The organism is Mesorhizobium sp. BR1-1-6, assembly GCF_020165355.1.
Lineage (GTDB): Bacteria > Pseudomonadota > Alphaproteobacteria > Rhizobiales > Rhizobiaceae > Mesorhizobium.
On the sequence record NZ_JAIUHZ010000013.1, the window covers coordinates 61,868 to 82,320 of the forward strand.

A 20,453-nucleotide genomic window follows, 5' to 3' on the forward strand; every position below is an offset into this window, starting at 1 on the left:
AACAACAGGGAGGATTGCCATGACGTCGACCGCGCAGGAACTGCATCCGGCCCCCGTGCTGGAGCCCGGCAGGACGATCCTCGAGCTGCAGGGTCTGGAAAAGCGCTATCCCGGCACGCATGCGCTGAAGCCTGTGACCCTGGCCTTCAAGGCGGGAGAGATCCACGCCATCGTCGGCGAGAACGGTGCCGGCAAATCGACCCTGATCAAGCTCCTGACCGGCGTCATCCCGCGCACCTCCGGAGAGGTTGTGTGGGAAGGCAAGCCGGCTGCCCTGGCGACGCCGCACGAAGCCATGGCGCTCGGCATCAACGCCGTGCACCAGGAAGTCGTGCTCTGCCGTCACCTGACCGTCGCCGCCAACATGTTCCTCGGCGAGGAGAACTCGCGCTTCGGCATCCTCCAGCAGCGAGCCATGGTCAGGGAAGCGCAGAAGATCATCGACGGTCTCGGCTTCGACCTGCCGGCGCATGTCGTGCTCGGCGATCTCACCATCGGCCAGCAGCAGCTGATCGCCGCCGCCCGCGCCACCGTGCGCGGCACCAAATTCCTGATTTTCGACGAGCCCACCGCGTACCTCACCCGCAAGGAGGCCGACCAGCTGTTCACGCTGATCCGCCGCCTGAAGGGTGAAGGCGTCACCATCATCTACATCAGCCATCGCATGGAGGAGGTGTTCGAGCTCGCCGACCGCGTCTCGGTGCTGCGTGACGGCACGCTGGTCGGCACCCGCAACATCGCCGAGACCAATGAGCCGGAGCTGGTCAAGCTGATGATCAACCGCTCGATCGAGCAGATCTATCACAAGGAGCATTTCACGCCGGGCGCCGTCATCGCCGAGGCGCGGAACCTGTCCGGCAAGGGTTTCGAGAATGTCTCTCTGTCGGTGCGCGCGGGCGAGATCGTCGGGCTCTACGGCCTGATCGGAGCCGGCCGCAGCGAATTCGTCACCACCCTCTACGGCCGCCACCGCAAATCGGCCGGCCAGGTGTTGTGGGAAGGCAAGGAGGTGCAGGTCAACTCCGAGCACGACGCCATCAAGCTCGGCATGGCGCTGGCACCGGAAAGCCGCCGCGACCAGGGCCTGTGCCTCAACCTGCCGGTTGCATTGAATCTCAACCTGCCGATCTACAAGCGCATATCGAAAAATCTGCTGATCTCGTCTGCGCAGGAGAAGGCCGAGGCGGACCGGCAGATCGCCGACCTCAGGATCAAGACGCCGACGCGCGGCGCGCTGGCCTCCAGCCTGTCGGGCGGCAACCAGCAGAAGATCGTCATCGGCAAGTGGCTGGCGCACGGCGCCAAACTGTTCATCTTCGACGAGCCGACGGTCGGCGTCGATGTAGGCACCAAGGCCGAGATCTACCGGCTGTTCAGTGTGCTGTTGTCCAAGGGCGCGGGCATCATCCTGATCTCGTCCTATCTGCCTGAGGTCTACGAACTGGCTGACACGCTGCATGTGTTCAGGCGCGGCAAGCTGGTGGCCACGCATGGTTTCCGCACCGCCGATCACGAGGACATTCTGAGCCAGGCCCTGGCCGAGAAACAAGAAAAGACGGGAGGACAGACATGAGCACCGAGGCGATCCCTGCCGAAAAGCCGAAGCGCAACTACAATGCCCTGTTCGGGCTGACGCTGCTTGGCCTGCTGCTTCTGATGTGGGTCATCCTGGCGGTCGCGACGCCGTCCTTCGCCTCGGCGCTCAACATCACCAACCTGCTGCGCCAGGGTTCCCTGATCGCCATCCTGGCCGTCGGCCAGACCTTCGTCATCATCACCGGCGGCATCGACCTTTCCGTCGGCGCCATCGTCGGCTTCGCCACCGTCATCGTCGCGCTGCTGATCAATGCCGGCTGGCCGGTCTGGATCGCGGTTCTGGCGACGCTGCTGGTGGGGGTCGCCATCGGCCTGTTCCACGGTTTCGGCATCGTCAGGATGGGCCTGCCGCCCTTCATCATCACGCTGGCGACCATGACCTCGCTGCGCGGCATCGGTCTCCTGATGACCAATGGCAATTCGATATCGATCAACAGCGACGCGTTCCAGGCGTTTTCGCGCGGCTCGCTGCTGGGGATCCCCTATCTGTTCTGGATGGTAATCGTGGTTGCCCTGCCCTCCTACGTCTTCCTGCACCACACGCGATGGGGACGCTATCTCTTCTCCGTCGGCTCGAACGCGGAAGCCGCGCGCCTCTCCGGCGTCAACGTGCCGCGCACGATCTACATGGCCTATGTGCTGTCCGGCCTGTGCGCGGCCTTCGTCGGCGTGCTGCTCGCGTCCCGCATCGGCATCGGCAATCCGACGCAGGGCGACACCTACGAGCTGCAAGCCATCGCCTCGTCGGTGATCGGCGGCACGTCGTTGTTCGGCGCCATCGGTTCGGTGCACGGGCCGCTGATCGGCTCGTTCATCCTCTCCACCATCAACAACGGCGCCAACCTGCTCAACGTCAACACGTTCTGGCAGCGCGTCATCACCGGCATGTTGATCATCGTCATCGTCTACTTCGACGGCCTGCGCCGCCGAGGTGGCAAGTAAAATCGATCGCCGGCCGGGTCGAAAATCGGCCGACGATTCCATGAACCGACTGGATTGAAGCATGAAAGCCGTTGTCTGCCGTTCGCCCGGCGACCTTGTCGTGGAAGACCGTCCCGCGGCTGGCTCGCCGCCTCCCGGCTGGGCGCTGGTGGCGGTCAGCCATGTCGGCATCTGCGGCACCGACTACCACATCTTCGAGGGCAAGCATCCCTTCCTCGCCTACCCCCGCATCATGGGCCATGAAGTGTCGGGGACCATCGTCGAGGCGGGCGAAGGCGTTGGTCTTGCCACGGGCGAGCCGGTCATCATCAATCCCTATCTGGCGTGCGGCAAATGCATCGCCTGCCGGCACGGTAAACCCAATTGCTGTGTCCGGATCGAAGTGCTCGGCGTGCATCGCGACGGCGCCATGTGCGAACAGATCCTTGTCCCGGAACAAAACCTCTATCCAGCCAACGGCCTGTCGTTGGCCGATGCCGCGGCCGTCGAATTCCTGGCCATCGGCGCCCATGCGGTGCGGCGCTCGCGTGCCGATCCCGGCGCACGGACGCTCGTCATCGGCGCCGGACCGATCGGGCTCGGCACCGCCATCTTCGCCCGCATCGCCGGGCTCGACGTGACGCTGCTCGACATGAGCAGCGAAAGGCTCGGCTTCGCCGCCAATGAACTCGGCTTCAAGACCCTCGACGGGTCGCGCGGCGCGGCATCCGATCTGGTCAGCGAAGCGACATCAGGCGAAGGCTTCGACGTGGTCTTCGACGCCACCGGGAACACCGGCTCGGTGCAGTCGGCCTTCGCTCATGTCGCGCATGGCGGGACATTGGTGCTGGTCAGCGTCGTGAAGGACGACATCGCCTTTTCCGACCCCGAGTTCCACAAGCGCGAGATGACGCTTGTCGGCAGCCGCAATGCCTTGAGGGCCGATTTCGACCACGTCGCCGCTTCGATCCGCGATGGCGCGGTGCCGCTGGCCAAGCTCGTCACCCACCGCACCACGCTTGCCGACACGCCACGTGACCTCGCCCGCTGGGCGCATGAGAAATCCGGCCTGATCAAGGCCGTGATCGAGGTGGGGGCATAAGATGGCAGGCGGTGAACCCGGCCTGAGTTGACGACGCCCCGCGCAGGTCGACCCCCAAACGCCAAGCCGCTGACAACCGAGCTGGTCTGGTACCAGCGTTAGTATAAGGCCGACACGCCCTACAGCGCCGACAGTTTCAGCTCCACCCGCTCCGCCGGGAAGCGCGCCTCGGCGAATTGGATCGGCCGGCCGTCCGGCGTCATGTTGACGGCCACCGTGACCAGCACGATGCCGCCCGGCTGCAGATCGAGGTCGGCGAGGTCGGAAGCATCGGCGTGACGCGCCGACAGCACCGTCGATTGCCTGAGATAATCGTCTATGCCGAAACGCTTGAGCGATGCGGTGATCGACCCGGTCTCGGCCATGGCCACATCGATGCCGGCGAAGCGCCTGGCGTCGAACCAGCCGGAAGCGCGCGACACCGGCTTCCCATCGGCCTCGCCGCGCGTCTCCAGGCGAATCACATCCGATCCCCTGGCAAGGCCCAGGGCTTCGGCGACGCGCCGGCTGGCCGGCTCGACCGATGAGGACAGGAGCACGATATGCCGCTCCGACGCCTGGCCCTGCAAGCCGGTTGAAAATCGCGTGCGCGCGCCGATCGGATAGGACAGCCGCTTGCGCGACAGCACGAAAGTGCCGCGCCCCTGCTCGGCCCGCAGTACCCCGTCTTGCACGAGCGCCGCGATGGCGCTGCGCACCGTGTGACGGTTGACGCCATAGCGCTCGGCCAGCGCCACCTCCGGCGGCAGCGCGGCATTCTCCGCGAAATCGCCGGCAGCGATCGATTGCAGGATTCGGTCGGCGATCTGGCGCCACAACGAGACGCCGCTGCGCCGCTCGATACCGTCAGCCACGTGTTTTCCGTTCACGGTTTCGCCCCTGGCCGGCCCCTGTCACGCACCCGTCATGGACTCGCGTTAGGTAATGGGTATAATTCGTATGGTTGTCTATATCAATAGACAAATTAGAAGCAAGGATGTTGCTCATGCGAGGACAGGAAGCGCGCGACCAGGCCGAACGCAAGGCGGCCATGGCAACCCTGGCGCAGTCCAGCGGCGACGACATCGTTCGCCTCTGGAACGAATCCGGCCTGCCTGCCGAGGCCGAACTGCTGCGCGGTCCCGAGACCGGCCTGGTCACCATGCGCGGCCGCATCGGCGGCGGCGGCGCGCCGTTCAATGTCGGCGAGGCCACCGTGACCCGCGCCACAGTGCGCCTGCCGTCCGGACAGGTCGGCCATTGCTATGCGCTCGGCCGCGACAAGCAGAAGGCGAAGCTGGCGGCCATCGCCGACGCGCTGTGGCAGGACCCCGCCCACCGAGAGGCGGTCGAAACGGGCCTTCTCGCGCCGCTGCGGGCTGCCTTGACCACGGCACGAGAAAGGCGCCGCGCCGAAACGGCGGCAACGAAGGTGGATTTCTTCACCATGGTTCGCGGAGAAGATTGATGGATATCGCAGCGCAATCGATCGAGGGCGGGTTCGCCGATCCGGTGTTCAACGCCCAGACGGTGTTTCGCGCCGTCATGGACGCAATGGCGCGGCCGGGCAGCGTGCAACCCTTGCCGGCCCTGGCCCGCCCGCCGGCGCCGCTTTCGGCGACATCGGGCGCGGTTGCGCTGGCATTGTGCGACAATGACACGCCGCTCTGGCTCGACCCGGCCCTGCATGCCTCGGCAGCGGTCATGTCCTGGCTCGGCTTTCACAGCGGCGCGCCGCTGGCCAACACCCCGGCCGACGCGCATTTCGCCTTTGTGGCCTCGCCGGCCGAGATGATGGCGCTCGACGGTTTCTCGCAAGGCACGCAGGACTATCCCGACCGCTCGACCACATTGATCCTGCAGGTCGGCGATCTCACGTCAGGCACGCCGCTGCTGCTCGAAGGTCCTGGCATCGAGAAGACGGCGACGATCGCGCCGGCCCTCATGCCGCGTCATTTCATCGAGCAGTGGAAGCAGAACATCAACCGCTTTCCGCGCGGCGTCGACATCATCCTGGCGGCACATGACAGCCTCGCCTGCCTGCCGCGTACGACACGCATCAAGACGACGGAGGCCTAGCATGTATGTCGCGGTAAAAGGCGGCGAAGCTGCAATCGCCAACGCCCACAGCCTGCTCGCCGACCGTCGGCGCGGTGACCGCTCGGTACCGGCACTGCGCCTCGACCAGATCGTCGAACAGCTGGCGCTCGGCGTCGACCGGGTGATGAGCGAAGGCTCGCTTTACGATCGCGAACTCGCCGCACTCGCCATCGTGCAGGCGCGCGGCGACATGATCGAGGCGATCTTCCTGGTGCGGGCCTACCGCACCACGCTGCCGCGCTTTGGCTATACAAATGCCATCGACACCGCCACCATGCTGGTCGAACGCCGCGTTTCGGCGACCTACAAGGACCTGCCCGGCGGCCAGTTGCTTGGGCCCACCTTCGACTACACGCACCGGCTGCTCGATCCCGAGCTTGCCGCCGGCGCCGATGTCGCCGCGCCCTTGCGGCGCGAGACGGAAGCGCAGGCAATGCCGCGCGTCTCGGCGATCCTTGCCCGCGAAGGGCTGATCGAGCCGGACGGAGACATGCCTCAGGACCATGTCCCCGGCGACATCACCCGCGAGCCGCTGGAGTTCCCGATGGCTCGCGACATCCGCCTGCAGGCGCTGTCGCGCGGCGACGAGGGGTTCCTGCTGGCGCTCGGCTATTCCACGCAGCGCGGCTATGCCCGCAACCATCCCTTCGTCGGCGAGATCCGCATCGGCGAGGTCGAGCTGGAGCTCGACGTGCCCGAACTGCCTTTCGCCGTGCCGCTCGGCACGGTGCGCGTTACCGAATGCCAGATGGTCAATCAGTTCAAGGGCTCGGCAAAGGCACCACCGCAATTCACCCGCGGCTATGGCCTGGTCTTCGGCCAGAGCGAGCGCAAGGCGATGGCCATGGCACTCTGCGACCGCGCTCTTCGTGCAAGCGAACTCGGCGAGGACATTGTCGCCGCCGCCCAGGACGAGGAATTCGTCATCTCGCACTCCGACAACGTCCAGGCGACCGGCTTCGTCGAACATCTGAAGCTGCCGCATTATGTCGACTTCCAGGCCGAACTCGACCTCGTGCGCCGCATGCGCGCCGAGTACGACGCCCGCGAAAATCCCAGCAAGATTGAAGAGAAGAAAGAGGCCGCGGAATGAGCGCGCAACCGACCGACATCGCCGCCTATAACTTCGCTTATCTCGACGAACAGACCAAGCGGATGATCCGTCGCGCGATCCTCAAGGGCATCGCCATTCCCGGCTATCAGGTGCCGTTCGCCTCGCGCGAAATGCCGATGCCCTATGGCTGGGGCACCGGCGGCGTCCAGGTTACCGCTTCGATCATCGGCCCCGACGATGTGCTGAAGGTCATCGACCAGGGCGCCGACGACACCACCAATGCGGTCTCGATCCGCGCCTTCTTCAAGAAGGTCGCCAATGTCGCGGTGACGACCGACACGGCCAGCGCCAGCATCATCCAGACCCGCCATCGCATTCCCGAACATCCGCTCGCCGCGGGCCAGGTGCTGGTCTACCAGGTGCCGATCCCCGAGCCCCTGCGCTTTCTCGAGCCGCGCGAGACCGAAACGCGCAAGATGCATGCGCTGGAGGAATACGGCCTCATGCATGTGAAGCTCTACGAGGACATCGCCAAGCACGGCCGCATCGCCACCACCTACGCCTATCCGGTGAAGGTCGAGGGCCGCTATGTGATGGACCCGTCGCCGACGCCGAAATTCGACAATCCCAAGATGCACCGCTCGCCGGCTTTGCAGCTGTTCGGCGCCGGCCGCGAGAAGCGCATCTATGCGCTGCCGCCCTTCACTGATGTGGTCAGCCTCGACTTCGAGGATCATCCGTTCGAGGTGCAGACCTTCGACCAGCCCTGCGCGTTGTGCGGCGCCGAGAACGTTTATCTCGACGAGGTCATCCTCGACGACCACGGCGGCCACATGTTCGTCTGCTCCGACACCGACCACTGCGAGAAGCGGCGCAGCACCCCTACCTCCCCCTTGTGGGGAGGTCGCGCCGAAGGTGGGGGTAGCGACCCATCGGCAGCCCCCACCCCGGCGCTGCGCGCCGACCCTCCCCACAAGGGGGAGGGTAAGGAGATACAATGACCGACGAACCCTTGCTGCGCGTTTCGGCGCTCTCGAAATTCTACGGCTCGCGCGTCGGCTGCGACAACGTCACCTTCGATCTGTGGCCGGGCGAAGTCCTGGCTGTCGTGGGCGAATCCGGCTCCGGCAAGACGACATTGCTCAACTGCCTGTCGACGCGGCTGCTGCCCTCATCCGGCACCGCCAGCTACCGCATGCGCGACGGCCAGTTCCGCGAACTCTACCGCATGAGCGAGGCCGAGCGCCGCTTCCTGATGCGCACCGACTGGGGCTTTGTCCACCAGAATCCGGCCGACGGCCTGCGCATGACGGTGTCGGCCGGCGCCAATGTCGGCGAACGCTTGATGGCGGTGGGCGACCGCCACTACGGCAAGATCCGCGCCACCGCCGTCGACTGGCTGTCGCGCGTCGAGATCGAGGAAGACCGCATCGACGACGAGCCGCGCGCCTTTTCCGGCGGCATGCGCCAGCGCCTGCAGATCGCCCGCAACCTCGTCACCGGCCCGCGGCTGGTGTTCATGGATGAACCGACAGGCGGCCTCGACGTCTCGGTGCAGGCGCGCCTGCTCGACCTCTTGCGCGGCCTCGTCACCGATCTCGGCCTCGCCGCCATCGTCGTCACCCATGACCTCGCGGTGGCGCGGCTTTTGTCGCAGCGCATGATGGTGATGAAGGACGGCCGCGTCGTCGAAAGCGGCCTCACCGACCGCGTGCTCGACGACCCGCGCGCGCCGTACACGCAATTACTTGTTTCCTCGATTCTGCAGGTTTGACGATGGCGCCAAGTCACCCCCCTCTGTCCTGCCCGCAAACGAATAACGATTGGAGTACCTTCTGATGCCGACGCCTCTCGTTGTTTCCGACGTCGCCAAGAGCTTCACCATGCATCTGCGCGACGGCATCAAACTGCCTGTCGTCGCCGGTGTCTCCTTCTCGATCCGCGCCGGTGAATGCACCGTGCTCGGCGGCCCGTCCGGGGCCGGCAAGAGCTCGATCCTGAAGATGCTCTACGGCAATTACGCCGTCGACGAAGGCCAGATCATCGTCACGCACGAAGACGGGCTGATCGACCTTGCCAGCGCCAGCCCGCGCACCGTGCTTGCCGTGCGCCGCCAGACCATCGGCTATGTCAGCCAGTTCCTGCGCACCGTGCCCCGCGTATCGGCGCTCGACGTCGTCGCCGAGCCGCTCGTAGAGCGCGGTGAGGATCGCGAAGCAGCAAGAAGCAAGGCGCGCGCCCTGCTGGCGCAGCTTAACCTGCCGGAAAAACTCTGGGCATTGCCGCCGGCGACCTTCTCCGGCGGCGAGCAGCAGCGCGTCAACATCGCGCGTGGCTTCATCACCGAGCACCCGATCCTGCTGCTCGACGAGCCGACCGCTTCGCTCGACGCAAGGAACCGCGATGTGGTGATCGGACTCATCGCCGCCAAGAAAACGGCAGGCGTCGCCCTGCTCGGCATCTTCCACGACCATGATGTGCGCGAAGCGGTTGCCGACCGCATCATCGACGTCACCGCCTTCGCCCCGGGAAAGCTCGCCGCATGAGCAGGAAATTGTCGGAGACGCCGCTGGTCCACCCGACGGCGGACGTGGAGAATTCGACGCTCGGCCGCTGGACCGAAATCGCCGACCGCTGTCGGGTTTCGGAAAGCGAACTCGGCGACTATTCCTACATGATGCAGGACTGCGCCGTCTGGTGTGCGACGATCGGCAAATTCTCCAACATCGCGGCAAGCGTGCGCATCAACGCCACCAACCACCCGACCTGGCGACCGACGCTGCACCACTTCACCTACCGCGCATCGGACTATTGGGACGATGCCGAACACGAGAGCGAATTTTTCGCTGAGCGCCGCGCCAGGCGCGTCACAATCGGCCACGACACATGGCTTGGCCATGGCTCGACAGTCCTGCCCGGCATCACCGTCGGCGATGGCGCCGCCGTCGGCGCCGGAGCGGTGGTATCGAAGGATGTCGCTCCCTACACCATCGTCGCCGGCGTGCCGGCAAAGCCGATCCGCGAGCGCTTCGACCGCCGCACCGCCGAGCGCTACCAGGCGCTTGCCTGGTGGGATTGGGACCATGCGAGGCTGCGCGCCGCACTCGACGATTTCCGTCAGCTCGAGGCCGAAGCTTTCCTGGAAAAATACGGTGGATGACGGTGGTGAATGGAATAGGGCTGCTCACTATTCGCATCCCTTACATGGAGTTCGGGCAGGGGGCTGTCTTCTCGAGCCGCCTGCCTTCCGCAGCTTCAGGGACATGGAAGCACTTCGAGGAACTGATTGGTCCTGGCCTGATCGCGCACGACACGGCTGTGGGTGGTAACAAAACTGACATCAATCCGACACCGCAGGTTCATGGCGCTGCGCTAGCGAGGGTCAACAGGACCTTCAACCGCGACTGGACGGGAACGCACCATGTCAGCCACGCTCGAAATCCGCGGCGTCACCCGACGATTTGGCAAGAACACCGCCGTTAACGATGTCAGCATCTCGATCCCGCAGGGTCAGATGGTCGGCGTCATCGGCCGTTCCGGCGCCGGCAAGTCGACCCTTCTGCGTATGATCAACCGCCTCATCGATCCCAGCCATGGATCGATTTTCTTCGACGGAGCCGAGGTCTCGCAATTGCGCGGTTCGCCGCTCAGGCGCTGGCAGCGCGACTGCGCCATGATCTTCCAGCAATTCAACCTTGTGCCGCGCCTCGACGTGCTGACCAATGTGCTGCTCGGCCGGCTGAACCATCGTCCGACCCTGTCGAACCTTTTCGGCATGTTCTCGCGAACCGAATGTGCGCAGGCGGTCGCGGCCCTCGAGCGGCTCGACATCGCCCGTACCGCGCTGCAGCCCGCCGGCACCTTGTCGGGCGGCCAGCAGCAGCGTGTCGCCATTGCCCGCGCCATGATGCAGCAGCCCCGGGTGATCCTGGCCGACGAACCGATCGCTTCGCTCGACCCGCTCAACGCCAAGGTGGTGATGGATTCGCTGCAGGACATCAATTTGCGCGAAGGCATCACCGTGGTCACCAACCTGCACACGCTGGACACCGCCCGTACCTATTGCAACCGCATCATCGGCATGGCCGCGGGCAAGGTCGTGTTCGACGGGCCGCCGGAGGAGCTTAACCGCGAGGCCGTCCGTCTCGTCTATGGCGCCGACAGCAATGGCGGCGAAATCTCCGAGGCCATCACCTCGACCAGCGTTGCCTTCAAGCAAAAAATCGCCGCATCCGCCGGACCGCTCGAACCCGCGTTCCCGGGTTACTGAGAGCGACCTGGATCGCCAGCCCGCGTCAGGGCACCCGTCAAAATCACCAACGCCGCCGGCGCGGGGCCGGAACCTACAGGAGAGAAATCAGATGTTCAGGAAAATGGTTTTTGGCGCCGTTTCGGTGCTTGCAATGGCCACCGGCGCGGCGCATGCCGCCGATATGAAGGAATTCCGCGTCGGCATCCTCGGCGGCGAGAACGAAACCGACCGGCTGCGCAACTACCAGTGCCTGGCCGATCACCTGAAGGCCGAATTCGGCTTCGAGAAGGTCTCGCTGTTCCCGGCCGCCGACTATGACGGCGTCATCCAGGGACTTCTCGGCGGCACGCTCGACTTCGCCGAACTCGGCGCTTCCGGCTACGCCAGCGTCGTCCTCAAGGATCCCAAGGCGGTAACCCCGATTCTCACAACCCAGCAGACCGACGGCGCGACCGGCTACTATTCGATCGGCCTGGCGCTGAAGTCCTCCGGCATCACCGACATCAAGTCGGCCAAGGGCAAGAAGCTCGGTTACGCCGATCCGGATTCGACCTCCGGCTACCTGATCCCGCTGACGCAGATTCCGAAGGACACGGGCGCGTCGAACGAGACCTTCTTCGCCTCGACCCAGTTCAATGGCGGCCATGAGAACAATGTGCTCGCCGTGCGAGACGGCAAGGTCGACGTGGCCGTGGACGATTCCTCCGGCATCGGCGACTTCAAGGACGGCTACACCTCCGGCACCTTCCACAAGGAAGTCGCCAAGGGCGCCGTCGACCCCAACGACTTCGTCGAGGTCTGGCGCTCGGGCCTGATCCCGAACGGTCCGCTGGTCGTGCGCACGGCGCTCGGCGACGAGATGACGGCCAAGCTGGCGGCCTTCTTCACCGACCTGCCCAAGAAGGACAAGGCTTGCTTCGAAGGCGTCGAAGGCGGTGATTTTACCGGCTACGTTCCGGTGAAGGCGGATTTCTATAACGTCATCGTCGAAGCCCGTAAGGCAGCCATCGGCGGCTAAAGGCAGAAGTCAGGAAGGGCGGCGTCGAGAAAACGCCGCCCTTCTTGCATCTCCGACCATGACCCTTTCCCTGACAGCTCCTTCCGGCGCCACGCACCAGATGGCCGACGCCTGGCGTCGCCAGACCTCCTTGCGCCGGCTCTACACCGCCATCGGCGTCGGCCTGCTGTTGGTCGCACTCGGCGGCACCATGTGGTTCGCCGACGATGCCAATGCCGGACACTTCTTCGACCGGCTTCCGCACATACTGGATTTCCTGAGCTGGCTCGTTCCCAAGGACTGGAACGATGTCTGGCGGGCGCTGTTCGACATCGCCTCCCCCCATGACACGGGCACGCAGGAATTCAACTTTCCGCTCGGCCGCGCCCATGTCTGGGGCGGCTTCTACATCCCCGAATATTTCGAGCTGATGCTGACCACGCTTAACGTGGCGCTGGTCTCGACATTTATCGGTTTCGTCTTCGCCGTGCCGTTCTCCTTCATCGCGGCGCGCAACCTGACGCCGCATCCGCTGCTGCGGCTTGTCGTCAAGCGCTTCATGGAACTGCTGCGGGCTTTTCCCGAGATCGTCATCGCCGGCCTGTTCGCGGCCATCGTTTCGATAGGTCCGATCGCCGCCATCATCGCCATCGGCCTGCATTCGATCGGCGCGTTGGGCAAGCTGTTCTATGAGATCAACGAGAACATCGACATGCGCGCCGAGGAAGGCCTGCGGGCCGTCGGCGCCAACTGGTTCGAACGGGTACGCTTTGCCGGCCTGCCGCAGGTGCTGCCCAATTTCATGTCCTATACGCTGCTCAGGATCGAGATCAACGTGCGCATCTCCACCATCATGGGCGCGGTCGGCGGCGGCGGCATCGGCGAGGAGCTGAAGCTGTCGATCTCGCGCGGCTTCGGCGCCAAGACGATAGCCTTGGTGCTGCTCCTGTTCACGACCATCTTCATCGTCGACCAGTTCTCCGCCTGGCTGCGCCGCAAGCTGGTCGGCGAACAGGCCTTTGTGATGAGCGCTTGATCATGACCGCCACTGAGATCCAGTCGATCGAGGAACGCTTCCCGCAAGTGTTCCGCCGGCCGTTCCACAAGCGTTTCGGGCCGCTGCTGCTGCTTGGCGGCATCTTGCTCTACCTGCTCTACGCGCTGTGGTTCTTCAATCTGCCGCAAGTGCTGCGGGAATCGCATTGGGAGCGGCTGCCGCTGTTCCTGACCCAGTGGATCAGTTACGACGTGCAGCCGATCTTCCGCCTCGACGAGCCCGAGATAACGGCCAAATACCCCCGCTTTTCTGTACTCGGCCCCAATCCCCACCCGGATTGGGTCAAGACCAACGCCGACGGTTCGGTGACGGTCCTGATCGACGGCACGGCGAAGTCGGTCACCTTCGACAAGGCACGAGCAACGATCGTCGCCGCTGGGACGAGCGTGGCGGTGGCGCTGGACAGCGGCAAGCCGCTGGTCTCGGGACCTGTTCCCGACTGGGTCACCGTGCATGAGGATGAGGTCGTCGCCGACATGGGCTTCGCCGGCGAGGTCCGCGTCGCCCCCGATCGCGTCAGGATCCGCAAGCGCTTTCTCGGCTGGGCGAACTTCGTCTTCGACACACACTCGCCCTTCTTCGGAAAATCCGCCGGCGAGGTGGTGTCACTGATCACGTCGGGCCCCGAGCTGAAAGCGGGCACCTCCAATCTGGCGCTCGCCGGCAACAACATCTGGAACAATGCGCAGTGGCAGCATGGCGATGTCTGGACAAAGCTGTTGCAGACCATCGTCATGGCCTTTCTCGGCACCGCGCTCGGCGGCATCGTCGCCTTCCCGCTCGCCTTCTTCGCCGCCCGCAACATCATCCCCAACCGGCTGGTCAACCAGCTGCTCAAGCGCTTCTTCGACTTCATGCGCTCCATCGATATGCTGATCTGGGCACTGTTCTTCACGCGCGCCTTCGGACCGGGTCCGCTGGCCGGCAGCGCCGCGATCTTCTTCACCGAGATCGGCACGCTCGGCAAAACCTATTCCGAGGCGCTGGAGAACATCGATGACAAGCCGCGCGAAGGTGTTGTGTCGACAGGCGCCAACCGTCTTCTGGTGCAGCGCTACGGCGTACTGCCGGAAGTGGTGCCGGTGTTCATCAGCCAGACGCTCTATCAGTGGGAATCCAACACCAGGGGCGCAACCATTATCGGCGCCGTCGGCGCCGGCGGCATCGGCCTGAAACTGTGGGAAGCGATGCGCACCAATTCGAACTGGGCCAACGTCTTCTACATGGTGCTGCTGACGCTGGTCGTGGTCTTCATCTTCGACAACATTTCCAATTTCCTGCGCCGCAGGCTGAGCCGGACGATTCATGACTACAACAGGTTGCAGGCCGAACTGGGCTAACCTTGTGACGCATAAGCGCGGGCATCGTATAGTGCCGCGCCAAGGGTCGACCCCCACTCCGTCGAGCTTCGCTCGACACCTCTCCCCCGATCGACGGGGGAGAGGAAAGCGCCAGGGCGTCCTGGCCGATCCTAGGCGGAGGCTCCTTTCTATCCCGAGCCACCGGGGCCCTTTCCTCTCCCTCCGGAGGGGGGAGAGGTGGCTCGGCGAAGCCGAGACGGAGTGGGGGAACCACCTGGAAACCGCCGCGAACGCAACTGGAAAATGGGCCAGGCGCAATCAACGCCTCGCCTTGCGCCAAAGGTCGCCGACGCAGGTCTTGTTCGCGTCACTATCGCCCGACCAAGGCACCTAGGCGGCCTTCTTCCACCCGTTCTTGATATGCTTATATCCATCCCGATAAACCGCTTCCGGGCTCTCGGAAAAATCGCGCCACACCTTGGTCGCCGCCGCGAGATCCTTCAGCGAACGTCCAAACGCCTCGATCGTCAGCCAGTCGTCGTAGCCGCTCTTGCGGATGGCCGAGAATGTTTCCTTCCAGGGGATGTTGCCGCGCCCCGGCACGCCGCGATCGTTCTCCGATATATGGATATGCACGACATTCCTGCGATGCTTCGTATAGGCGCCGATCGGGTCTGCCTCCTCGATATTGGCGTGGAAGGTGTCGTACATCGCCTTGATGTGCGGCCGGTCGATGGCATCGATATGCTCCGACAGGTCGGCCATCGTGTTGAGGAGATAGCATTCGAAGCGGTTGAGCGCCTCGAGCCCGATGGTGACGTTCCTCTTGCCTGCATGATCGCCGATGGCGCGCTGCGAGGTGACGGAGCGTTTCTTCTCGGCCGCGGTCGGCCCGGAACCGGAAAAGGCGCCGAGCGTCGAATGCAATGGGCCGCTCAGCGTTCTGGCGCCGAGCGCGTCTGCGCAATCGATCGCCCATTTCATGTAGTCGACACCGGCCTTGCGCGTTGCCGCATCGGCCGAGATCAGGTTCATCGCCGGATCGCCCATCGCTGAAACGGCGGTCCGTTCAAGCCCTATGCGATCGAGCAGCTCGCCCAATTTCCTGTAGTCGTCCGGCATGCCGGCAAAGATCGGTATCTCGACGCCGTCGAAGCCGGTGGCCTTGATGTCGCGAAGCAATGGCTCGTGCTTCTTCGATACGGCCGTCGTCCACAAGAACATGCACATGCCGATTTTCATCGACGCCCCTCCCCCAAATGATCCCCCCGCGAGATCAAATTTAAAGTTTCGTCCACACTCCATTCTTTTTCGACGATTTCACGCAGGCCTCGATGAAGGCCATGCCCTCGACGCCGTCCTGAATGGTCGGGAACACGACGTCCTTGGCAGGTTTGCCGCCCTTGCGCCGCGCGGCGCGGATGGCGCGTGCGGCCTCCTGGTAGATGTTGGCGAAGCCTTCGAGATAGCCTTCGGGATGGCCGGAGGGAACGCGGCTGACACGGCCCGCCACCGGCAGCGCGCCGGCGCCGTTGCGGGTGATCAGCTGCTTGGGCTGGCCGAACGGCGTATACCAGAGATAGTTCGGGTCGGCCTGCACCCATTCCAGCCCGCCCTTCGAGCCATAGATGCGCAGCTTCAGCCCGTTCTCATGGCCGGGCGCCACCTGGCTTGCCCAGATCATGCCTTTTGCCGCATGCGTCTTGCCGGCCGGCTTGAAGCGCAGCATGACGTTGACATTGTCGTCGAGCTGCCGTCCCGGCACGAAGGCGTCGAGATCGGCCGACAGAGTGTCGAGTTCCAGCCCGGAGACAAAGCGGGCAAGATTGTAGGCATGCGTGCCGATGTCGCCGAGCGCGCCGCCCGCGCCGGCCTGTTTCGGGTCGGAACGCCACGCCGCTTGCTTCTGGCCGGTGGCGGCAAGGTCCTCCGTCAGCCAGTCCTGCGGATATTCCGACTGCACGATGCGGATGTCGCCGAGCACGCCCTTGGCCACCATCTCGCGCGCCTGGCGGATCATCGGATAGGCGGTGTAATTGTGGGTCAGCACGAACACCTTGCCGGTCTTCTCGACGATCGCCGCGAGCTTCTTTGCCTCGGCCAGCGTCGTCGCCAGCGGCTTGTCGCAGATGACATGGATGCCGGCTTCAAGAAACGCCCTGGCCGCCGGCACATGCACATTGTTCGGAGTGACGATGGCCACCGCCTCGATGCCATCCGGGCGCTTTGCCTCGGCCTTGGCCATCTCGGCATAGGACGTGTAGCTGCGCGAAGGGTCGAGCCCGAGCTCGGCGGCAGAGGCCTTGGCGCGCGCCGGATCGGACGACAGCGCGCCGGCGACCAGCACGAACTCATTGTCCATGCGCGCCGCGATCCGGTGCACCGCGCCGATGAAAGCGCCTTGCCCGCCACCGACCATGCCATAGCGGATCGGGCCGCCTCCCGTTTCCGACTTCGATGCACCGACCATGTCGTCTCCCTCGTGTCTGAGATACCTCCCCCTCGAGGGAGAGGGAAAACCCGCGCTAGATTCCCATCATGGCGCGCAGCACCTTCTTATCCGTGGCACCGCCGGCGAAATCGTCGAACGCCTTCTCCGTCACCCGGATGATGTGGTGCTGGATGAAGGGCGCGCCTTCGGCCGCGCCATCTTCCGGATGCTTCAGGCAGCACTCCCACTCCAGCACCGCCCAGGAATCATAGTTGTACTGCGTCAGCTTGGAGAAGATGCCGCCGAAATCCACTTGTCCGTCGCCGAGCGAGCGGAAGCGGCCGGCGCGGTTCGTCCAGCTCTGGTAGCCGGAATAAGCGCCTTGCCGCCCGGTCGGATTGAACTCGGCGTCCTTGACGTGGAAGGCCTTGATGCGCTCGTGGTAGATGTCGATGAATTCGAGATAGTCGAGCTGCTGCAACAGGAAGTGCGACGGATCGTAATTGATGTTGCAGCGCTTGTGGCCGCCGACCGCGTCGAGGAACATCTCGAACGTCGCCCCGTCGAACACATCCTCGCCGGGATGGATTTCGTAGCCGACGTCGACGCCATTGTCCTCATAGACATCGAGGATCGGCTTCCAGCGCTTGCCTAGTTCTGCGAACGCCTCTTCGATCAATCCGGCCGGCCGCTGTGGCCAGGGATAGAGGTAGGGGAAAGCCAGAGCGCCGCTGAAGCTCACCGAGACGTCGAGCCCGAGATTGCGCGACGCCTTGGCCCCGAACTGCATCTGTTCGACCGCCCATTGTTGCCGCGCTTTGGGGTTGTTGTGCACCGAAGCCGGCGCAAAGCCGTCGAACTGCGCGTCATAGGCCGGATGCACCGCCACCAATTGCCCCTGCAGATGCGTCGATAGTTCGGTGATCTCGACGCCGGCGTCGGCACAGATGCCCTTCACCTCGTCGCAATAGGCCTTGGAAGACGCAGCCTTCTGGAGGTCGAACAAGCGCGCGTCCCAGGTCGGGATCTGCACGCCCTTATAGCCGAGGCCGGCCGCCCATTTTGTGATCGATGCAAGCGAATTGAACGGCGCTGCATCGCCCGCGAACTGCGCCAGGAACAGTCCAGGGCCCTTCATCGTCGTAGGCATCGGCATCCTCCCTCATTGTTGTCGCGCCCGAGCATAGCGCCGATTGAAGACAGGGCCAGCCACTTTGGTCTGTTCTCAACGGTCACTTGCATGCATTGTCATTCTGGTATTACCAAACGTGGCGATTTGGTCAAGCCTTGCCACTCACATTCAGAGCCCTCCACCGTGCCACGGGAGGGCAGCATAGCCCAATATAATCAATGGAGTAATCCAGACATCAAGTTGCCATCGCACAGTTCTTGCCGCGCGTGGGAAATTGCTGTAGACCTCGTCTTGGGCCCAATTGGTCGAACCAGTTTGCGAAGAAATGCTGGAACGCCTTGGGGAGGAACCGTCCGTCACATCCGGTGACGGCATGTTGCAGGCGAACCATTAGGGACGATCCGGGAAGGACAGACCATGCATCTTTCGACGCACAACTGGATGCGCGCGGAACCGTTGGAGACGACGCTCAAGCGCATCAAGAAATTCGGCTATGAGTCGATCGAGATTTCCGGCGAGCCCGACCAATACAAGACCAAGGAGACGCGCGCGCTCCTGAAGGAGCACGGCATACGCTGCTGGGGCGCCGTGACCTTGATGCTGGGCGAACGCAACCTTGCCGCCCGGGACCAGGGCCAGCGCGAGCGCTCCGTGCAATACGTCAAGGACGTGTTGACCATGGTCAGCGAACTCGACGGCGAGATCATCACGCTGGTTCCCGCGACCGTCGGCAAGGTCGTGCCGGACGGCACCGAGGAAGAGGAATGGAAGTGGGTGGTCGATGCCACCAGGGAGTGCTTCACCCACGCCAAGAAGGTCGGCGTCAAGATCGCGGTCGAGCCACTCAACCGTTTCGAGACCTACCTGTTCAATCGCGGCGCCCAGGCCTTGGCGCTGGCCGACGCGGTCAGCCCGGAATGTGGCGTCTGCCTGGACGCCTACCACATCCATATGGAGGAATTTAACGTTTACGACGCGATCCGTAAGGTCGGAAAGCGCCTGTTCGACTTCCATGTCGCCGACAACAACCGCTTCGCCGCAGGCCTCGGCCAGATCGACTGGCCGAAGATCGTGGCGACCTTGCGGGAGGTCGGCTATGACGGGGCGCTGACTAACGAGTTCGTCGCGCCTGTCGACCGCACACCGGCCGCGCCCTACCCCGACATGGTCGAACGCCACCCGGTCGACATCTCGCCCGAGCAGCTCAAATTCATCCAGGATCACGGCTCCAGCGTGCTGACGGAAAAGTTCTACACCGACCAGATGCGGATCACTGCCGAAACGTTGCTGCCGCTGATCAAGTAGCCGATCCGATTGGGAATGAGCCCTCCCGCCATCCGGCGGCAGGGCCGGGGAAGACCATGCGCATCAAAAGCGTCCAGGCCTGGTGGATTCGCATACCGATCGAGGCGGCCAAGCAGCACCGCAGCGATTTCGGTCAGGTGACGACCTTCGACGCCGCCATCCTGCGCATCGAAACCGATGACGGGCTGGTCGGCTGGGGCGAAGGCAAGAACGCCGCCGGCAGCGCCGGCAGCTATGGTGCGCTCGTCCATATGCTGAACCGCGAGGTCGGGCCGCAGCTCGTCGGCCGCGATCCGGCCGATATCGGCATCATCTGGGAAATGCTCTACAACGGCGTGCGCCACGACAGCGCGGCGCGCGCCGGCCATGCCATGCCGCAGCTGGCGCGGCGCGGCATGAGCGTGGCAGCCATCAGCGCCGTCGACATCGCGCTCTGGGACATACTGGGCAAATCGCTCGGGCAGCCGGTCTGGCGGCTGATCGGTGGGCGCAAGCTCGATCGCATGCCGGCCTACGCCTCGGGTGGCTGGGCGTCCGCCGACGCGATCGGCGACCAGCTCAAATCCTATGTCGCCAGGGGCGGCTTCAAGGCGCTGAAGATGCGCATCGGCGCCATGGATGGCGCCGCGCATGTGTCGGCCGCTCGCGTTCGCGCCGCCCGTGAGGCGCTCGGCCCCGACGTCGAGTTGATGGTCGACGCCCATGGCACCTATACGGTGGCGGAGGCCAAGCGTTTCATCCATCTCGCCGGCGATCTCGACCTTGCCTGGTTCGAGGAGCCGGTGATTGCCGACGACAAGTCCGGCCTTGCCGAAGTCCGTGCCTCCGGCGCCATACCGATCGCCACCGGCGAAAGCGATGCGACCCGCTATGCCTTCCGCGACCTCGCCGTGCTCAAGGCCGCCGACATCTTCCAGCCCGATCCCGCCTTCTGCGGCGGCATCAGCGAGGCCATGAAGATCGGAACCATCGCCAGCGCCTTCAACCTGCGCTTTGCGCCGCATCTATGGGCCGGCGCGCCCTGCTTCTTCGCCGGGCTGCATGTCTGCGCCGCCTCGCCGTCGAGCTTCACCGTCGAATATTCGCTCGGTGCCAATCCGATGATCCACGACCTTGTCGAAGAGACTGTCGAAGCCAGGGACGGTATGATAGCGATCCCCGAAAAACCCGGATTGGGATTCACCATTTCGGAGCGATTCCTGGAGGCGCACGCGCAACGCAATTGA

At 64.3% G+C, this 20,453-nt stretch carries 20 protein-coding genes; 16 read left to right on the forward strand and 4 right to left on the reverse strand.

What is annotated here, in order from left to right; translation table 11 throughout:
- The first annotated feature begins 19 nt into the window (after positions 1 to 19).
- From LB545_RS21850 to LB545_RS21860, 3 genes are all read left to right on the forward strand, one after another.
- On the forward strand, positions 20 to 1,573 hold the full coding sequence (locus tag LB545_RS21850) for a sugar ABC transporter ATP-binding protein (protein WP_140500305.1): 1,554 nt from the start codon (positions 20 to 22) through the stop codon (positions 1,571 to 1,573).
- Entirely contained in the window at positions 1,570 to 2,538 is a 969-nt protein-coding gene (locus LB545_RS21855) for an ABC transporter permease (RefSeq protein ID WP_140500307.1), read from the forward strand. The genes LB545_RS21850 and LB545_RS21855 overlap by 4 nt, the downstream gene beginning before the upstream one ends.
- A 61-nt stretch (positions 2,539 to 2,599) precedes the next feature.
- Positions 2,600 to 3,619 (forward strand): zinc-binding alcohol dehydrogenase family protein, encoded by a 1,020-nt coding sequence (locus tag LB545_RS21860; protein ID WP_140676609.1) that lies wholly within the window; start codon positions 2,600 to 2,602, stop codon positions 3,617 to 3,619.
- A 119-nt stretch (positions 3,620 to 3,738) separates the two neighbouring features.
- On the opposite strand, the gene phnF is transcribed toward LB545_RS21860, so the two are convergent.
- Positions 3,739 to 4,473, reverse strand: a complete 735-nt coding sequence (gene phnF / locus LB545_RS21865; RefSeq protein ID WP_411971089.1) for a phosphonate metabolism transcriptional regulator PhnF — start codon at positions 4,471 to 4,473, stop codon at positions 3,739 to 3,741.
- A 131-nt stretch (positions 4,474 to 4,604) separates the two neighbouring features.
- Here phnF and phnG point away from each other — a divergent pair, with 131 nt between their 5' ends.
- The 11 genes from phnG (at position 4,605) to phnE (LB545_RS21920) (ending at position 14,398) form a co-directional block, all read left to right on the forward strand.
- The gene (gene phnG / locus LB545_RS21870) at positions 4,605 to 5,066 is read left to right on the forward strand and encodes a phosphonate C-P lyase system protein PhnG (protein ID WP_140500313.1); all 462 of its coding nucleotides are present in this window, start codon (positions 4,605 to 4,607) and stop codon (positions 5,064 to 5,066) included.
- On the forward strand, positions 5,066 to 5,677 hold the full coding sequence (gene phnH / locus LB545_RS21875) for a phosphonate C-P lyase system protein PhnH (RefSeq protein ID WP_140676612.1): 612 nt from the start codon (positions 5,066 to 5,068) through the stop codon (positions 5,675 to 5,677). Before phnG ends, phnH begins: the two co-directional genes overlap by 1 nt.
- A 1-nt stretch (position 5,678) precedes the next feature.
- Positions 5,679 to 6,791 (forward strand): carbon-phosphorus lyase complex subunit PhnI, encoded by a 1,113-nt coding sequence (locus LB545_RS21880; protein WP_140676615.1) that lies wholly within the window; start codon positions 5,679 to 5,681, stop codon positions 6,789 to 6,791.
- Complete coding sequence (locus tag LB545_RS21885) at positions 6,788 to 7,753, forward strand: alpha-D-ribose 1-methylphosphonate 5-phosphate C-P-lyase PhnJ (RefSeq protein WP_224705830.1); 966 nt, start codon at positions 6,788 to 6,790, stop codon at positions 7,751 to 7,753. Before LB545_RS21880 ends, LB545_RS21885 begins: the two co-directional genes overlap by 4 nt.
- Positions 7,750 to 8,526, forward strand: a complete 777-nt coding sequence (gene phnK / locus LB545_RS21890; protein WP_056577906.1) for a phosphonate C-P lyase system protein PhnK — start codon at positions 7,750 to 7,752, stop codon at positions 8,524 to 8,526. The genes LB545_RS21885 and phnK overlap by 4 nt, the downstream gene beginning before the upstream one ends.
- Before the next feature lie 64 nt (positions 8,527 to 8,590).
- On the forward strand, positions 8,591 to 9,298 hold the full coding sequence (phnL, locus tag LB545_RS21895; protein WP_224705832.1) for a phosphonate C-P lyase system protein PhnL: 708 nt from the start codon (positions 8,591 to 8,593) through the stop codon (positions 9,296 to 9,298).
- Positions 9,295 to 9,912: a DapH/DapD/GlmU-related protein gene (locus tag LB545_RS21900; protein WP_140500366.1), complete on the forward strand. Its 618-nt coding sequence runs from the start codon at positions 9,295 to 9,297 to the stop codon at positions 9,910 to 9,912. The genes phnL and LB545_RS21900 overlap by 4 nt, the downstream gene beginning before the upstream one ends.
- 261 nt (positions 9,913 to 10,173) lie before the next feature.
- Entirely contained in the window at positions 10,174 to 11,022 is an 849-nt protein-coding gene (gene phnC, locus LB545_RS21905) for a phosphonate ABC transporter ATP-binding protein (protein WP_140500368.1), read from the forward strand.
- 91 nt (positions 11,023 to 11,113) lie between these two features.
- A complete protein-coding gene (gene phnD / locus LB545_RS21910; protein WP_224681368.1) occupies positions 11,114 to 12,022 on the forward strand; it encodes a phosphonate ABC transporter substrate-binding protein in 909 nt (302 codons plus the stop codon).
- Positions 12,023 to 12,080: 58 nt separating this feature from the next.
- On the forward strand, positions 12,081 to 13,037 hold the full coding sequence (gene phnE, locus LB545_RS21915; RefSeq protein ID WP_224705834.1) for a phosphonate ABC transporter, permease protein PhnE: 957 nt from the start codon (positions 12,081 to 12,083) through the stop codon (positions 13,035 to 13,037).
- Between the two features lie 2 nt (positions 13,038 to 13,039).
- A complete protein-coding gene (phnE, locus tag LB545_RS21920; RefSeq protein ID WP_224705837.1) occupies positions 13,040 to 14,398 on the forward strand; it encodes a phosphonate ABC transporter, permease protein PhnE in 1,359 nt (452 codons plus the stop codon).
- A 351-nt stretch (positions 14,399 to 14,749) separates the two neighbouring features.
- On the opposite strand, the gene LB545_RS21925 is transcribed toward phnE (LB545_RS21920), so the two are convergent.
- From LB545_RS21925 to LB545_RS21935, 3 genes are read right to left on the reverse strand one after another with little or no spacing between them, the layout of a single operon-like run.
- The gene (locus LB545_RS21925) at positions 14,750 to 15,601 is read right to left on the reverse strand and encodes a sugar phosphate isomerase/epimerase family protein (protein ID WP_140513798.1); all 852 of its coding nucleotides are present in this window, start codon (positions 15,599 to 15,601) and stop codon (positions 14,750 to 14,752) included.
- A gap of 40 nt (positions 15,602 to 15,641) precedes the next feature.
- Positions 15,642 to 16,829: a Gfo/Idh/MocA family protein gene (locus LB545_RS21930; protein ID WP_224705839.1), complete on the reverse strand. Its 1,188-nt coding sequence runs from the start codon at positions 16,827 to 16,829 to the stop codon at positions 15,642 to 15,644.
- A gap of 55 nt (positions 16,830 to 16,884) precedes the next feature.
- Complete coding sequence (locus LB545_RS21935) at positions 16,885 to 17,940, reverse strand: sugar phosphate isomerase/epimerase family protein (protein WP_224705841.1); 1,056 nt, start codon at positions 17,938 to 17,940, stop codon at positions 16,885 to 16,887.
- Positions 17,941 to 18,339: 399 nt separating this feature from the next.
- Here LB545_RS21935 and LB545_RS21940 point away from each other — a divergent pair, with 399 nt between their 5' ends.
- A complete protein-coding gene (locus LB545_RS21940) occupies positions 18,340 to 19,227 on the forward strand; it encodes a sugar phosphate isomerase/epimerase family protein (RefSeq protein ID WP_140513800.1) in 888 nt (295 codons plus the stop codon).
- A gap of 56 nt (positions 19,228 to 19,283) precedes the next feature.
- Complete coding sequence (locus LB545_RS21945) at positions 19,284 to 20,453, forward strand: mandelate racemase/muconate lactonizing enzyme family protein (protein ID WP_140500381.1); 1,170 nt, start codon at positions 19,284 to 19,286, stop codon at positions 20,451 to 20,453.

Coding starts and splice junctions, on each gene's coding strand:
- LB545_RS21850 (WP_140500305.1), top strand. CDS start 20: ATGACGTCGACCGCGCAGGAACTGCATCCGGCCCCCGTGCTGGAGCCC.
- LB545_RS21855 (WP_140500307.1), top strand. CDS start 1,570: ATGAGCACCGAGGCGATCCCTGCCGAAAAGCCGAAGCGCAACTACAAT.
- LB545_RS21860 (WP_140676609.1), top strand. CDS start 2,600: ATGAAAGCCGTTGTCTGCCGTTCGCCCGGCGACCTTGTCGTGGAAGAC.
- phnG (WP_140500313.1), top strand. CDS start 4,605: ATGCGAGGACAGGAAGCGCGCGACCAGGCCGAACGCAAGGCGGCCATG.
- phnH (WP_140676612.1), top strand. CDS start 5,066: ATGGATATCGCAGCGCAATCGATCGAGGGCGGGTTCGCCGATCCGGTG.
- LB545_RS21880 (WP_140676615.1), top strand. CDS start 5,679: ATGTATGTCGCGGTAAAAGGCGGCGAAGCTGCAATCGCCAACGCCCAC.
- LB545_RS21885 (WP_224705830.1), top strand. CDS start 6,788: ATGAGCGCGCAACCGACCGACATCGCCGCCTATAACTTCGCTTATCTC.
- phnK (WP_056577906.1), top strand. CDS start 7,750: ATGACCGACGAACCCTTGCTGCGCGTTTCGGCGCTCTCGAAATTCTAC.
- phnL (WP_224705832.1), top strand. CDS start 8,591: ATGCCGACGCCTCTCGTTGTTTCCGACGTCGCCAAGAGCTTCACCATG.
- LB545_RS21900 (WP_140500366.1), top strand. CDS start 9,295: ATGAGCAGGAAATTGTCGGAGACGCCGCTGGTCCACCCGACGGCGGAC.
- phnC (WP_140500368.1), top strand. CDS start 10,174: ATGTCAGCCACGCTCGAAATCCGCGGCGTCACCCGACGATTTGGCAAG.
- phnD (WP_224681368.1), top strand. CDS start 11,114: ATGTTCAGGAAAATGGTTTTTGGCGCCGTTTCGGTGCTTGCAATGGCC.
- phnE (WP_224705834.1), top strand. CDS start 12,081: ATGACCCTTTCCCTGACAGCTCCTTCCGGCGCCACGCACCAGATGGCC.
- phnE (WP_224705837.1), top strand. CDS start 13,040: ATGACCGCCACTGAGATCCAGTCGATCGAGGAACGCTTCCCGCAAGTG.
- LB545_RS21925 (WP_140513798.1), bottom strand. CDS start 15,601: ATGAAAATCGGCATGTGCATGTTCTTGTGGACGACGGCCGTATCGAAG.
- LB545_RS21930 (WP_224705839.1), bottom strand. CDS start 16,829: ATGGTCGGTGCATCGAAGTCGGAAACGGGAGGCGGCCCGATCCGCTAT.
- LB545_RS21935 (WP_224705841.1), bottom strand. CDS start 17,940: ATGCCTACGACGATGAAGGGCCCTGGACTGTTCCTGGCGCAGTTCGCG.
- LB545_RS21940 (WP_140513800.1), top strand. CDS start 18,340: ATGCATCTTTCGACGCACAACTGGATGCGCGCGGAACCGTTGGAGACG.
- LB545_RS21945 (WP_140500381.1), top strand. CDS start 19,284: ATGCGCATCAAAAGCGTCCAGGCCTGGTGGATTCGCATACCGATCGAG.